The sequence below is a fragment of the Burkholderia anthina genome (genome assembly GCF_001547525.1).
GTDB classification, from domain to species: domain Bacteria; phylum Pseudomonadota; class Gammaproteobacteria; order Burkholderiales; family Burkholderiaceae; genus Burkholderia; species Burkholderia semiarida.
In genome coordinates, this window is the sequence record NZ_LNJP01000003.1 from 1421511 (window position 1) to 1434853 (window position 13343).

The 13343-nt window shown below is 68.6% G+C and carries 16 protein-coding genes; 10 read left to right on the forward strand and 6 right to left on the reverse strand.

The features are described from left to right. Positions 1-28 precede the first annotated feature (28 nt). Together WS64_RS26380 and WS64_RS26385 are read right to left on the reverse strand one after the other, a co-directional pair. Positions 29-538 carry a GNAT family N-acetyltransferase gene (locus WS64_RS26380; protein ID WP_060968193.1) on the reverse strand — a complete coding sequence of 170 codons (510 nt, stop codon included), beginning with the start codon at positions 536-538 and terminating at the stop codon, positions 29-31. A gap of 269 nt (positions 539-807) precedes the next feature. Continuing rightward, positions 808-1455 carry an outer membrane lipoprotein gene (locus WS64_RS26385; protein WP_059581620.1) on the reverse strand — a complete coding sequence of 216 codons (648 nt, stop codon included), beginning with the start codon at positions 1453-1455 and terminating at the stop codon, positions 808-810. 464 nt (positions 1456-1919) lie between these two features. Here WS64_RS26385 and WS64_RS26390 point away from each other — a divergent pair, with 464 nt between their 5' ends. From WS64_RS26390 to WS64_RS26400, 3 genes are all read left to right on the forward strand, one after another. Then, the gene (locus WS64_RS26390) at positions 1920-3119 is read left to right on the forward strand and encodes an amidohydrolase family protein (RefSeq protein WP_060968194.1); all 1200 of its coding nucleotides are present in this window, start codon (positions 1920-1922) and stop codon (positions 3117-3119) included. A gap of 67 nt (positions 3120-3186) precedes the next feature. Further along, a complete protein-coding gene (locus WS64_RS26395) occupies positions 3187-4371 on the forward strand; it encodes an amidohydrolase family protein (protein WP_060968195.1) in 1185 nt (394 codons plus the stop codon). Positions 4372-4425: 54 nt separating this feature from the next. Continuing rightward, on the forward strand, positions 4426-4899 hold the full coding sequence (locus WS64_RS26400; RefSeq protein ID WP_060968598.1) for a nuclear transport factor 2 family protein: 474 nt from the start codon (positions 4426-4428) through the stop codon (positions 4897-4899). Positions 4900-5117: 218 nt separating this feature from the next. On the opposite strand, the gene WS64_RS26405 is transcribed toward WS64_RS26400, so the two are convergent. Then, positions 5118-5981: a LysR family transcriptional regulator gene (locus WS64_RS26405; RefSeq protein ID WP_059581630.1), complete on the reverse strand. Its 864-nt coding sequence runs from the start codon at positions 5979-5981 to the stop codon at positions 5118-5120. 37 nt (positions 5982-6018) lie between these two features. Between WS64_RS26405 and WS64_RS35400 the strand changes: the two genes are divergently transcribed. From WS64_RS35400 to WS64_RS26430, 4 genes are all read left to right on the forward strand, one after another. After that, positions 6019-6372 carry a hypothetical protein gene (locus WS64_RS35400; protein WP_060968196.1) on the forward strand — a complete coding sequence of 118 codons (354 nt, stop codon included), beginning with the start codon at positions 6019-6021 and terminating at the stop codon, positions 6370-6372. Positions 6373-6397: 25 nt separating this feature from the next. After that, positions 6398-6643 (forward strand): AbrB/MazE/SpoVT family DNA-binding domain-containing protein, encoded by a 246-nt coding sequence (locus WS64_RS26415; RefSeq protein WP_059644448.1) that lies wholly within the window; start codon positions 6398-6400, stop codon positions 6641-6643. Then, positions 6640-7038: a PIN domain-containing protein gene (locus WS64_RS26420; protein ID WP_060968197.1), complete on the forward strand. Its 399-nt coding sequence runs from the start codon at positions 6640-6642 to the stop codon at positions 7036-7038. Before WS64_RS26415 ends, WS64_RS26420 begins: the two co-directional genes overlap by 4 nt. A gap of 424 nt (positions 7039-7462) precedes the next feature. Next, a complete protein-coding gene (locus tag WS64_RS26430; RefSeq protein ID WP_060968199.1) occupies positions 7463-8320 on the forward strand; it encodes a phytanoyl-CoA dioxygenase family protein in 858 nt (285 codons plus the stop codon). Positions 8321-8386: 66 nt separating this feature from the next. Here WS64_RS26430 and hutC read toward each other — a convergent pair whose 3' ends face one another. Both hutC and WS64_RS26440 read right to left on the reverse strand, forming a co-directional pair. Then, positions 8387-9124, reverse strand: coding sequence for a histidine utilization repressor (gene hutC, locus WS64_RS26435; RefSeq protein ID WP_059581643.1), 738 nt, complete (start codon positions 9122-9124; stop codon positions 8387-8389). Positions 9125-9155: 31 nt separating this feature from the next. After that, positions 9156-9698 carry a helix-turn-helix domain-containing protein gene (locus WS64_RS26440; RefSeq protein WP_060968200.1) on the reverse strand — a complete coding sequence of 181 codons (543 nt, stop codon included), beginning with the start codon at positions 9696-9698 and terminating at the stop codon, positions 9156-9158. 145 nt (positions 9699-9843) lie between these two features. Here WS64_RS26440 and WS64_RS26445 point away from each other — a divergent pair, with 145 nt between their 5' ends. Genes WS64_RS26445 through WS64_RS26455 form a run of 3 tightly spaced genes read left to right on the forward strand, consistent with a single transcriptional unit; the run spans position 9844 to position 12274 of the window. Next, positions 9844-10626, forward strand: coding sequence for an aldolase (locus WS64_RS26445; RefSeq protein WP_059644435.1), 783 nt, complete (start codon positions 9844-9846; stop codon positions 10624-10626). 50 nt (positions 10627-10676) lie between these two features. Further along, the gene (locus WS64_RS26450; protein WP_060968201.1) at positions 10677-11573 is read left to right on the forward strand and encodes a dihydrodipicolinate synthase family protein; all 897 of its coding nucleotides are present in this window, start codon (positions 10677-10679) and stop codon (positions 11571-11573) included. Beyond that, positions 11570-12274, forward strand: coding sequence for an MOSC domain-containing protein (locus WS64_RS26455; protein ID WP_059644429.1), 705 nt, complete (start codon positions 11570-11572; stop codon positions 12272-12274). The genes WS64_RS26450 and WS64_RS26455 overlap by 4 nt, the downstream gene beginning before the upstream one ends. 17 nt (positions 12275-12291) lie before the next feature. On the opposite strand, the gene WS64_RS26460 is transcribed toward WS64_RS26455, so the two are convergent. Then, entirely contained in the window at positions 12292-13053 is a 762-nt protein-coding gene (locus WS64_RS26460; protein ID WP_060968202.1) for an SDR family oxidoreductase, read from the reverse strand. Positions 13054-13343: the final 290 nt, after the last annotated feature.

Genomic DNA, 13343 nt, shown 5'->3' on the forward strand with positions numbered 1-13343 from the left:
CCGGTGCCCGCACGCGAACGCCATCAGGTTACGCCAGCGTCTTGATCATGTAGTGCTCGTCGTAGAAGCGTCCATCGACGAACATCGAGCGCGGCTCCGTGCCGAACCGCACGAACCCCTGCGACGCATACAGTCGCTCCGCGGTACGGTTGACCTCGTTCACGCACAGCATCAACTGGCTGCATCCCCACGCCTGAGCCGCATGCGCGGTCGCGCTGTCGAGCAGCGCGTGCGCGATGCGTTGCCCGCGATACGCGGCGTCGACGTACACGCCCCAGATCGTCGCCTTGTGCGCGATCTTCGTGCGTGCGTCGCGGCGTACGCCGGTGATGCCGACGAGCGTGTCGCCGTCGAGCGCGCCGAACACGGCCTGAACCTGCGTCGGCGTGAGGCGCTTCGCGAATTCGTCGACCGGCACCTGCGATTCCTCGTCGAGCGTCGGCAGGAAGGACGTGGGCGCGGTGTCGACCGCACGCAGGCGGACGGTCTGGAACTGCGCCGCGTCGGCGGCGTCAAGCAGGCGGATCGTGATCGTCATCGGGGGGTATTCCGGTCGAGGGCGTGCATGCCGGCGCGCCGCTGCCGCGGTCGCGGGATGCATCGTGCTTATCCTAATAGGAATCCGGATGCCGCGTGGCGATGTGCGGCGCGGCGCGCGCGATCGTGAACGGACAAGACAGTGACGGCGGTACGTCGTACCGCCATCAACGACGGAGCGCGTCAAGCGCATGCGCCGTCGCGCCGGTCAGGCGCACGACGTCAAACAAACGACGTGCGCGCGATCGGCTCACGCGCCCGCCGGCGGCATCAATAGCGCGACAGCTGATTGCCGTTGATCTGCACGCGGTCGCCCGGACGCAGGTTGCCCGGCGACTGCACGTCGAACGAGCGCATCGAGCCGTCGCTGACCCGCACGTCGATCCGGTAGCTGCTCGGGCCTTGCGCGGCGCCCATCTGCTGGCCGATCTGGTTGCCCGCCACCGCCCCGCCGAGCGCGCCGATCACGGTTGCCGCATCGCGGCCGTGACCGCGGCCGAACTGGTTGCCCACGAGGCCGCCGACCAGCGCACCGACGACGGTGCCGGCCACGCCCGACGGGCCGACCGAGCTGCTGACCGGCTGGATGTTCGACACGGTGCCGTACTGCGTGCCGTACGGGTTCGCGTATTGCTGTTGCTGATTGCCGTACTGGTCGTAAGGCTGCGATCCGTACTGCGACGGGTTGCCGTATTGATCGTACGGTTGCGGCGCCTGATTCGGATACGCCGGTTGCTGCTGCACGTAACCCGGTTGCGAATACGCGGGCTGCGCATAGCCGGGCGTCGCGTATTGCTGCTGCGGATAGCCGGGCTGCGCGCCGTAGTAGCCCGGCGCGACACAGGCGGTGAGCGGAAGCGCCGCCACGGCGACGAGCGAGGCGAACAGAACGGTCTTCGTGGAAGGCATGCGCATCATGATGGTTCCTGCATCGGCAACGTGTCCGCCGATGGATTCCCGTCATGGGTGGCGAACTCGGCGTGAGTATAAGGAATGGGCGGATGCGCGTCCGGTGCGGCCGGGTAACAACGTGTAAAGTCTGTTGCCGCGTAAATCGCCGGCTGGGCGGCGCGTCGAAGCCCCCGCGCGCAACGGCGCGACGCGGCTTCCCGGCACCCGCGGGTGGGCGATGCGGCCCATGCGCGGCCGCCGACATTCCAGCCGTTTCCACGGCCGGCGAAACCCGTCCCGCGCCCGGCCCGGCGGGCCTGCGCGCCGCGCATCGGGAAATCGAATGCGCGGCATCGCGACATTTAATTGGCCTCGCGCAGCGGCGTCCGATATCGTGGCCGGGTCCCCGGCCAACGGTCGCGCCGCGCCGGTTGCGGTTCCTCCGCCTGTCCGCGCCGGTGTCGCGCCGCGACCGCCCCACCTATCAAGCCATGACCGAACGACTCTTCCTCAACGCCGTCGACGCCGACGGCCAGCCCGTCAACCTCGTCGTCCGTGACGGCCGCTTCGCGGCGATCGGCGCCGATTGCGCCGCCGCGCCCGGCGCGCAGACGATCGACCTCGACGGCCGCGTCGTGCTGCCCGGTTTCGTCGACGGCCATATCCATCTCGACAAGAGCTTCGTCGGCGATCGCTGGGTGCCGCACGAACCGGTCGGCTCGCTGCGCGAGCGGCTCGCGGTCGAGAAGCGCCAGCTCGCGGCCGCGCCGCCGATCGTCGACCGTGCGAACGCGCTGATCGCGCAGGCCGCCGCGTTCGGCACGATCGCGATGCGCAGCCACGTCGACGTCGACGCGACGACCGGCCTGTCGAACCTGCACGCCGTGATGGCCGCGCGCGAACGATGGCGCGGCATCGTCGACATCGAACTGGTCGCGTTTCCGCAGGCCGGCGTGATCACGTGCCCGGGCACCGCCGAGATACTCGACGCAGCCGTGCGCGAAGGCGCGGACGTGGTCGGCGGGATCGACCCGACGACGCTCGACGGCGACGCGGACGGCCAGCTCGACATCGTGTTCGGCATCGCCGAGAAGCGCGGCGCGAAGATCGACATCCATCTGCACGAGCCGGGCGAAACGGGCATCGCGCAACTGCTGCGGATCGCGGCGCGCACGCGCGCGGCCGGGCTCGGCGGGCGCGTGAACGTGAGCCATGCGTACGCGCTCGGCCAGGTGAGCGACGACGACGTGCAGCGCACCGCCGCGGCACTGGCCGAAGCCGGCGTGTCGATCCTGACGAATGCGCCGGGCGACTGCGCGTTCCCGCCGGTGCGACGGCTGCGCGACGCGGGCGTGCACGTGTTCGCAGGCAACGACAACATCCGCGACGCGTGGTGGCCGTACGGCAACGGCGACATGCTGCAGCGCGCGATGATGGTCGGCTACCGGTCGGGTTTCTACACCGACGAAGCGCTCGGCATCGCGCTCGACATGGCGACGCACGCCGGCGCTCGCGTGATCGGCAAGGAGAACTATGGAATCGCGGTCGGCTGCGACGCGAGCTTCGTCGCGGTGCGCGCGCCGAACGCGGCGGCGGCCGTCGCGGGCGTGCCGGCCGAACGCTGGGTATTCCGCCGCGGCGAAAGCGATACGGGCGCACCGCTCACGCCGTCGCTGCGCTTCGCGCATTGACCCGCCCGACCGGCGGCGCGGCACCCGCCGTGTCCGCCTTGCACCGACCGACCCGACCGGAGCCGACATGACGAGCCTGCTGATCCGCAATGTGCGCATGGGCGCCGACGCCGCGGTCGATATCCTGATCGAAGGCGATCGCATCGCGCGCGTCGGTCCGTCGCTCGACGCGCCCGCCGGCTGCGCGATCGAGGACGGCGCGCTCGCGTTGGCGCTGCCCGGCCTCGTCGAAGGCCACACGCACCTCGACAAGACCCACTGGGGGATGCCGTGGTATCGCAACCAGGTCGGGCCGCGCCTCGTCGATCGCATCGAGAACGAGCGCCACTATCGCGCGACGAGCGGCCACGACGCGGGCGCCGCCTCGCTGGCGCTGGCGCGCGCGTTTCTCGCGGCCGGCACGACGCGCATCCGCACGCACGTCGACGTCGATACCGAAGCCGGGCTGCGCCATCTGCACGGCGTGCTCGCGACGCGCGAGACGCTGCGCGGGCAGGTCGAGATCCAGATCGTCGCGTTTCCGCAATCGGGCGTGCTCCAGCGGCCGGGCACCGATGCGCTGCTGTCCGACGCGCTCGACGCCGGCGCGGACCTGCTCGGCGGGCTCGATCCGTGCGCGATCGAAGGCGATCCGGTCGAGGCGGTGGACGTGCTGTTCGCGATGGCCGCGCGCCACGGCCGCGGGCTCGATATCCATCTGCACGAGCGCGGCTCGATGGGCGCGTACTCGCTCGACCTGATCCTGCAGCGCACGGCCGCGCACGGGATGCACGGGAAGGTCGCGATCAGCCATGGCTTTTGCCTTGGCGATATCGCCGAACGCGAGCGCGATGCGCTGCTCGCGCGGATGGCGGCGCTCGGCGTCGCGATCGTCACGACCGCGCCGGCGGCGGTGCCGGTGCCGCCGGTGGCCGCGTGCCGTGCGGCGGGCGTGACCGTGATCGGCGGCAACGACGGCGTGCGCGATACGTGGACGCCGTACGGTTCGCCCGACATGCTCGAACGCGCGATGCTGATCGGCATGCGCAACGATTTCCGCCGCGACGATGCGCTCGAAGTCGCGCTCGACTGCGTGACGCACGGCGCGGCACGCGGCTGCGGCTTCGCGGATTACGGCCTGCAGCCGGGCAATCGCGCGGACGTCGTGCTCGTCGATGCACTGACGTTCGCCGAGGCCGTCGTCGCGCGGCCGGTGCGGCGCCTCGTCGTATCGTCCGGGAAGATCGTCGCGCGCGACGGCGCGCTGGTCTGAGCGCCGCGTCGCGCCGGTATGATCGGGCTTTCGGCCGGATTTCGGGAGACGACGATGCGACGCACGACCGCGGCACGGGCCGCACGATGGATGGCGGCGGCCCTGTTCGCCGCGAGCGCCGCGCATGCGGTGGCGGCCGGCCCGGCCGACGCGCAGCAGGAAGCCAACCGGCGCGCGGTGCTCGCGTTCTACGAAAAAGGGCTGAACGAGAAGGACGCGGACGCCGCGCTCGCGTACGTCGGCGATCGCTACGTGCAGCACAATCCGAACGCGGCCGACGGCCGCGACGGTTTCCGCAAGTTCGTCGCGTTTCTGCGCGACACATATCCGCAGTCGCACAGCGAGATCAAGCGCGCGTTCGTCGACGGCGACTACGTGATCCTGCACGTGCACGCGGTGCGCGAACCCGGCACCTGCGGCAGCGCGATCATCGACATCTTCCGGCTCGAGCACGGCAAGATCGTCGAACACTGGGACGTCAACCAGCCGGTGCCCGAGCAGGCGGCGAACGGCAACACGATGTTCTGACGCGATCCGCGTTGCCCAGGGGCCATTCTCGTGGCCACCCCAAATTAAAAAATCATTCCAGGGGAATGCCCGAAATCGCCCGCATGGCGGCGTCGCGCGTCACTTGTTTGGCTCGCCAAACGGCGCTCCTTCCTCCTTGCCTGCGCCCCGCAAGGAAGTCCCCTTGGGGGACGAGCGATTTCGGGCATTCGCATGTGCGTTCCGTATGTAAACAGACCCTAGCGTCCTTCGAGTTCCAGCATCTTCGCGAGCGTCTTCGTCAGCGCGCCGACCATCGGGTCGGCCGTCGGCCGGTGCAGGATCGCGATGTCCATGTGCTCGATCGGCGCGAAGCCCTGCTTCGCGGTCAGCACCACATGCTCGTCCGTCACGACGCGCGCGGGCAGCACGCTGATGCCGAGCCCGTCCGCGACGGCCGCCTGGATGCCGCTCAGGCTCGACGTCGTGAAGCTGATCCGCCAGCGGCGGCCGCGCTCCTCGATCGCCTTGATCATGTCGTCGCGATAGAGCCCGCGCGGCGGGAACACGACGAGCGGTACCGGGTCGAGATCGATCGACGGATGCTTCGCGCTGTCGATCCAGCGCAGCTTCTCCGGCCAGCGCACGACGGCCTCGCGGCTGTCGCGCCGCTGCTTGATCAGCACGAGATCGAGTTCGCCGCGATCGTACGCGGCGCTGATGTCGCGGCTCAGCCCGCACGTCACTTCGAGCTTGACCTGCGGATGCTCGCGCTTGAACGCCGCGAGCGCGTGCGTCGTGCGGCCCGCCGCGAAATCGTCGGGTACGCCGAGCCGGATCGTCAGCGCGACCGTCGCGCCGGACAGCGCTTCCAGCATCTCGTCGTTCAGCGCGAGCATGCGCCGCGCGTAGCTGAGCACCGTCACGCCCGCGTCGGTCGGCCGCACGTCGCGCGTGCCGCGGTCGAGCAGGCGGTGGCCGGCGATCTCCTCGAGCCGGCGCACCTTCTGGCTGACCGTCGACTGCGTCGAATGCAGCCGTGCGGACGCCGTCGTGAAACTGCCGCAATCGGCGACCATCACGAGCGCGCGCAGCAGATCGATGTCGAACAGGGGTCTATTCATTTCTGCACTTATATGGATAAGAGCATTTCATTTCCAAATGCGTGCGACGATTTTTAACATGACCGGACGGCGCGGGCAATCGCGGTTTCGCCCGACCTGGGCGCGGTATTTCGCGGCGTTCTCGGGGCGCTCGACCTATCGTCTCGGCCGCGCGTCGGCGAGCGTCGGCACGTCAGGAGGAAACCGGATGTTGTTCAAACGGATCGCGATCATCGGCTCGTTTGCATCGACCGCGCTCACGTCGGCGGTGGCTGCCGCCGGCGGCGCGCCGGAAGGCCGAATGCGCAGCGCGGCCGACCGCGGCGACGCGGGCGAAGGGCGGATGCTGCTCGAGCGCGACGCGCGGACAGACGGCAGCACGGCCCTTGCCTTGCGACTTTCCTTACCGTAAAGTAAGGAGTCAAGGAGGTGCCATCATGACAGCAGCAACGATCACTTCAAAGGGGCAGGTCACGATTCCCGTGGACGTGCGCAATCAGCTTGGTTTGAAGTCTGGCGACCGGATCGAATTCAGCTTCAACGAGGCAACGGGCCGGTATGAAGTCATTCCGGCCACGCACTCGCTTGCGTCGCTCAAAGGAATCGTGAAGAAGCCCGCGAAACCGGTGTCGATCGAGGACATGAATCGGGCCATCGCCGAGCAGGGAGCATCCGGGCGATGATCGGACTGGATACGAACGTGCTGGTCCGCTACTTCGCTCAGGACGATGCCGTGCAATCGAAGAAGGCGACGGCGCTGATGGAGTCCCTGTCGGCTGAGCGGCCGGGGTATGTTTCACAGGTCGCCTTGGTCGAGGTCGTGTGGGTGCTCGGGCGCTGCTACGGCGTCGAGCGCGAGCAGATGAGGGACATCATCGACTCGATGATCGGCACGAAGGAACTCATGGTGGAAGGTGCCGATACGGTGCGAAAGGGGCTTCGTGTTTTCGCGGCGTCCGCGAAGGCGGACTTCTCGGATTGTCTGATTGAGCGCTCGGGGTTCGCAGCCGAGTGCGAATATACGGCTACATTCGACGCGACGGCCTCGAAGGTCGCCGGAATGCAGTTGATCAAGTAGTCGTCGCCCACGCCGAAAGGCGCAATACGCTGCGGCCGTACCAAGCGGCCTGCCAGGCGGTATAGGGCGCGTCGTCAATACCGCGCTGAACTCCCTTCGCGTCGATCATTCGTATCGACATCGCCGCGCCACGGATATCCGAAAAGGCCATCTCCGTGACGAGCGTGCGCGGTACAGGGTAAACACCCGAATATCCCGGCATTGGCGCTATGGATCGAGCGCCGTCCTACCACTCCGGTCGCTGCTTGCCCTCGGTTCGCTTCGCCCCCGTTCTTCCCCGCTTGCGCTCGAAAATTGAGCAGTCTAGACTGCATCGCAGTTTCATCGAAGTCCCTGTCTTTCGCGCCCAGCGCCGGCATCCCGTCGCAGCGCCTCCACCGGACGCCGGCACCGCCCGCCGCGTCGAGACTTTCAAGGACACGCCATGACGAGTATCCCGGATCGCGTCGCGCAAGCCGTGACGCCGGAACTGATCGCCGCGTTCCGCGAGGAAGGCGCGGTCTGCATCAAGGGCATCTTTTCCCCCGACGAAGTGGCCGCGCTGCGGGCCGGCATCGACGCGAACCTCGCGCAGCCGAGCGAACGCGCGAAAGTCGCGAGCCGGCCCGACGATCCGGGCTGGTTCTTCGAGGATTTCTGCAACTGGCAGCACAACGACGCGTATCGCCACTTCATCGCGCGCTCGCCGGCCCCGTCTGTCGCCGCCGCGCTGATGGGCACGGACACCGTGCGGCTGCATCACGACCACCTGCTCGTGAAGGAGCCCGGCACGCGGCAGCGCACGCCGTGGCATCAGGATCAGCCGTACTACAACATCGAAGGCGACGACAACGTCAGCATGTGGATTCCGGTCGACCCGGTGCCGCTCGAATCGACGCTGGAATTCGTCGCCGGCTCGCACCGCGGCCCGTGGCTGATGCCGCGCACGTTCATGGACAAGGAGGCGAAGTGGTTCCCGGAAGGCAGCCTCGCCGACCTGCCCGACATCGAAGCCGATCGCGCGGCCTTTCCGATCCGCCGCTGGGCGCTCGAACCCGGCGACATGGTGTGCTTCCGGATGCTCACGCTGCATGCGTCGGGCGGCACGCAGAACCGCCGGCGCGCGTTTTCACTGCGCTTCGTCGGCGACGACATCCGTCACGCGCCGCGCCGCTGGAAAACCTCGCCCGATTTCCCGGGGCTCGCGGCGCAACTGGCCGCCGGCGCGCCGCTCGATCACCCGTTGTTTCCGGTCGTGTGGTCGCGCGACGCGGGGCAGGTGGGTGCGATCGGAGCAGTGTAGATAACGAACGCGGCGGCCGTTTCGTGACGAAACGGCCGCCGTGCGTCAGGGGCGTGCGACAAGCGATCAGGTCGGGTGGCGCCCCGCGCCCGGCTTGAAGCGCGACCCGAGCCGGTAGCGATTGCCCGGATGCAGGAAGTGCACGAACGTGACGGGCAGCCCGTCGGTCCAGGTGCGGCGCGTGAGCGTGAGGCACGGCTCGTCGGCGCGCATGTCGAGCAGCCGCGCCTGTTCGCCGGTCGGCAGCGATGCGTCGACGACGTGCTCGATTTCCAGTTCGTCGTGCGACACGTTGTTGTACAGATACTCGGACGGCGGCTCGGTCTGGAAATCCTGATCGATGAAGCCGGGCGCGGCGGCCGGGTTCACGTAGCGGTCCTCGAGCTGGATCGGGCGGCCGTTTTCCTCGTGCACGCACACCACGTGAAAGACCGGCGTGTTGACCGGCAGGCCGAACGCGGCCGCGACGTCGAACGACGCTGGCTCGCGCGACTGGCTGAGCACGCGGCAGCGGTACTCGTGGCCGCGCGCGCGAATCTCGTCGCGGATATGCGCGATCATCAGCAGGTTCGACTGCGGCTTCACCTCGGCGACGAAGGTGCCGACGCCCGCGATGCGCTTGAGCACGCCTTCCTCGGTCAGCTCGCGCAGCGCGCGGTTGACCGTCATGCGCGCGACGCCGAACTGCGCGGCGAGATCGAGCTCGGACGGAATGCGGTCGCCGGGGCGCCAGTCGCCGGACTCGACGTTCTGGCGAACGAGCGTCTTGATCTGCTGGAACGGTGCGGTGGCCTTGGTGACCATCGGAAGATCCTTGCGCGAAGAAGTGACGAGGCTAGTCGTCGTGGCTGACGATGACCAGGATCTCCGCCTGCGCGGCGCCGAGGCTGCGCGTGCGGTGCGGGATGAGCGCGTTGAAATAGACTGAATCGCCGGCCCTGAGTTGCACCGTCTCGTTCGGAAATTCGATTTCGACGCGGCCCTTGTGCACGAACAGGAATTCCTCGCCCTCGTGCTCGCGGAACGTCGACGCGACGAATTCGTGCGGCGGATGCACGACGAACGGCAGCATCTTCTTCGGCGCGACGCCGGCCGCGATGCTCTCGAAGCGGTGCGCATGGCTGTCGGCCGCCGCGCCCATCGCGGTGCGCTCGCCGGCGCGCGTGACCGTGATCAGCTCGCGGTTGCGGCTTTCCGAGAACAGTTGCTCGACGTCGACGTTCAGCGCCTTCGACAGCTTCAGCGCGACCGCGATCGACGGCACGCTCAGGCCGCGTTCGACCTTCGACAGGTAGCTCTTCGTGAGACCGGTTTCGTCGGCCAGCACGTCGAGCGTCCAGCCCTTCTGTTTTCTCAGCAGTTTCAGGCGAATCGTCATGGTGCGCCAGGTGTCCTTCGAAAAACCGATTGTAACGCATGACACAAAGTGTCATTCGGTGTATCGTGTGTCATTCGTATCGCGTGGGACACCCGGGAGACGGTCGCGAGCGGCGCGGCCGGCCCGGTTCATTCAGGAGGCGAACATGGCGGAAACGCTGAATTTGACGAAGGAAGCGCTGGTCGCGCTGGCGGAGCGGCGGCTCGAAAACGAGGTGGGCGACAGCGGCTGGTCCGCGCGGCAAAAGCTCGCGCTGACGTGCCGGATCTTGTTCGACGCGGGCCACGACTCGGGTCTGGCCGGGCAGATCACCTGCCGCGCGGACGCGGCCGGCACGTACTACACGCAGCGGCTCGGGCTCGGCTTCGACGAGATCTCGGCCGCGAACCTGCTGCGCGTCAACGAGGATCTCGACGTCGTCGACGGCGAAGGCATTCCGAACCCGGCCAACCGCTTCCATACGTGGATCTATCGCGAGCGCCCGGACGTGAACTGCATCATCCACACGCACCCGGCGCATGTCGCTGCGCTGTCTATGCTCGAGCAGCCGCTCGTGGTGTCGCACATGGACACCTGCCCGCTGTACGACGATTGCGCGTTCCTGAAGGACTGGCCGGGCGTGCCGGTCGGCAACGAGGAGGGCGAGATCATCTCGAAGGCGCTGGGCGACAAGCGCGCGATCCTGCTCGCGCATCACGGCCAGCTCGTGGTCGGCAAGACGATCGAGGAGGCCTGCATCCTCGCGCTGCTGATCGAGCGCGCGGCGAAGCTGCAACTGCTCGCGATGTCGGCCGGCGAGATCAGGCCGGTGCCGCCGGCGCTGGCACGTGAAGCGCACGACTGGATCTCGAAGCCGAAGCGCGATGCGGTGACGTTCGACTACTACGCGCGCCGCGCGTTGCGTACGCATCGGGATTGCGTCGCGTGAATCGGCGCATCGCTTCAACTCCGTCAGACCATCATTGAGGAATACCCATCGTGTCCATCCTGCTGAAAGGCATCATTGCCTACCCGGTCACGCCGTTCTCCGCCGACGGCGGCGTCGATCTCAAAGCGCTCGACGCGCTGATCGAACGCCTGATCGCCGACGGCGTTCACGCGATCGCGCCGTTGGGCAGCACCGGCGAAAGCGCGTACCTGTCCGACGCCGAATGGGAGGCCGTCGCCGCCGCGTCGATTGACGCGGTGCGCCGGCGCGTGCCGACCGTCGTCGGGATTTCCGATCTCACCACGGCGGGCGCGGTGCGCCGTGCCCGCTTCGCCGAACAGGCCGGCGCCGATGCGGTGATGGTGCTGCCGGTGTCGTACTGGAAGCTCGGCAACGACGAGATCGTCGCGCACTATCGCGCGATCGGCGACGCAATCGGCATCCCGGTCATGCTGTACAACAACCCGGCGACGAGCGGCGTCGACATGTCGCCCGACCTGATCGTGACGATCTGCCGGGCCGTGGACAACGTGACGATGGTCAAGGAAAGCACCGGCGACATCGGTCGGATGCATCGGCTCGCGCAATTGAGCGACGGGACGATCCCGTTCTACAACGGCAGCAATCCGATGGCGCTTGCCGCGCTGGCCGCCGGCGCGGCCGGATGGTGCACGGCCGCGCCGAACCTGAATGCCGCGTTGCCGCTCGCGTTGTTCGATGCGATGCGCGCAGGCGATCTCGCGCGCGCCAGATCGGTCTTTCACGCGCAGTTGCCGTTGCTGCAGTTCATCGTCAACGGCGGGTTGCCGGTGACCGTGAAGGCCGGGCTGCGGCTGCGCGGCTTCGACGCGGGCGAACCGAGGCGGCCGCTGCTGCCGCTCGGCGAGGCACGCACGCGCGAGCTGGAGCGCCTGCTCGCGACGCTGCCGGACGGTGTGGCGGCATGAGCGACGACGCACGGCCGGCGATCGCGGCCGCCATCGGCGCGGTGCGGATCGGCGCGAGCCGGCCGCTTGCCGGCACACCGCACGCGAGCGCGATCGACAAGCAGCCGACGGAGGCGCGTCTGTGGCTGGGCGCGCTCGGGTTTGCCGGCGACGCGCAGGCCGATACGCGGCATCACGGCGGCCCCGACAAGGCCGTCCACCACTATGCGCACGATCACTATGCGTGGTGGGCCGCGCAGATCGGCGCGCGCGACGTGCTCGCCCGGCCGGGTGCGTTCGGCGAGAACCTGTCGACGCGCGGCATCACCGAGCACGACGTGTGTCTCGGCGACGTGTTCACGCTGGGCGGCGCGGTGCTTCAGGTCTCGCAGTCGCGACAGCCGTGCTGGAAGCTCAACGCGCGCTTCGATCATCCGCGCATGGCGGCGCTCGTGCAGCAAAGCGGCCGGACCGGCTGGTATTACCGCGTGCTGCAGGAAGGCTGGGTCGCGCCGGGCGATGTGCTGGCGCTGCATGAGCGCCGCTACCCGCAATGGCCGCTGTCGGCGGTGCTCGACGTGCTGTATCGGCGCACGCTCGACATGGCGGCGCTCGATGCGCTGTGCGACGTGCCGTTGCTGCCGCCCGGCTGGCGCAAGATGCTCGACAGGCGCCGCACGGAGCGGCAGGTCGAGGACTGGACGAAGCGGCTCGAGGGATGACGGGCCGCGTCCGGCGCTTACTTCGTCGGCAGGTTGCGCACGTCGGCCGTCGGCTCGGCACCGAATGCGTCGCTCAACGCATAGCCGATCAGTTGTCGGGCGGTCGCTTCGGGCGTGGCGAGCGCACCGCTCGACTTCAACTGGTCGAATTTCCCGCGCATCGGGAAGCGATCTTCGCCGGTCGCGCGGATCGTGGCCTGCATGCCCGTGTCGACGACGCCCGGCGCGACGCTGCAGATGCGCAGCGCGCCGTTCGCATCGAGCGCGACGGCGCGCGCATGGTGATCGAGCGCGGCCTTGGTCGCGCAGTAGACGCTCCAGCCCGCATACGCATTGCGGGCCGCGCCGCTCGACAGGTGCACGATCCGGCATTCGGTCGACGCCGATGCGGCTTGCACGAGCGCGGCCGACAGCATCAGCGGCGCGGCGACGTTCAGTCCGACCGCGCGGGCGACGATCGTCGGGTCCTGCGCGGCGAGCGGGCCGATCGGATCGACGATGCCCGCGTTGTTGAACAGCAGCACGAGCGACGCGCCGTCGACGAAGTCGCGCAGCGTGTCGCCGGCCAGCCAGGTGGCGACGGCCGTCGTGTCCGACAGATCGAGTTCGACTTCGGCGAAGCGGTCGCCGGCTTGCGACGCGAGCGACGGATGACGGCTGCGCGACACGCCGAGCACGACGATGCCTTCCTGCAGCAGTTGTTCGGCGAGCGCCGCGCCGACGCCGCGCGTGTGTCCGGTGACGATGGCGCGCACGTGTGAGGAAGAAGATGCAGTCATGGTGGTGAGCGGGTGAGCGGGTGAGCAGGAGTGACGAGCGGCGCGCGGCACGGCGGCGGCGCGTTCGGCGAGTCATGCGTCGCGTCGGCGTGCGAGGACGGTCGCGCGCGGCGCCGCGGGTATCGGGATGAACGCATATCGTAGCGCCGGCATGCGCATCGCGCAAACGCCCCGGGCGCGCGTGGACGATGAATCGGCGGTGCGGCGCGCGCATGCATCGCCGCGTGGCGCCGCGTGCCATCGGGCGCACCGCCACGTCGGACGAAAGCCCGCTGCGGCACGTGCGCACG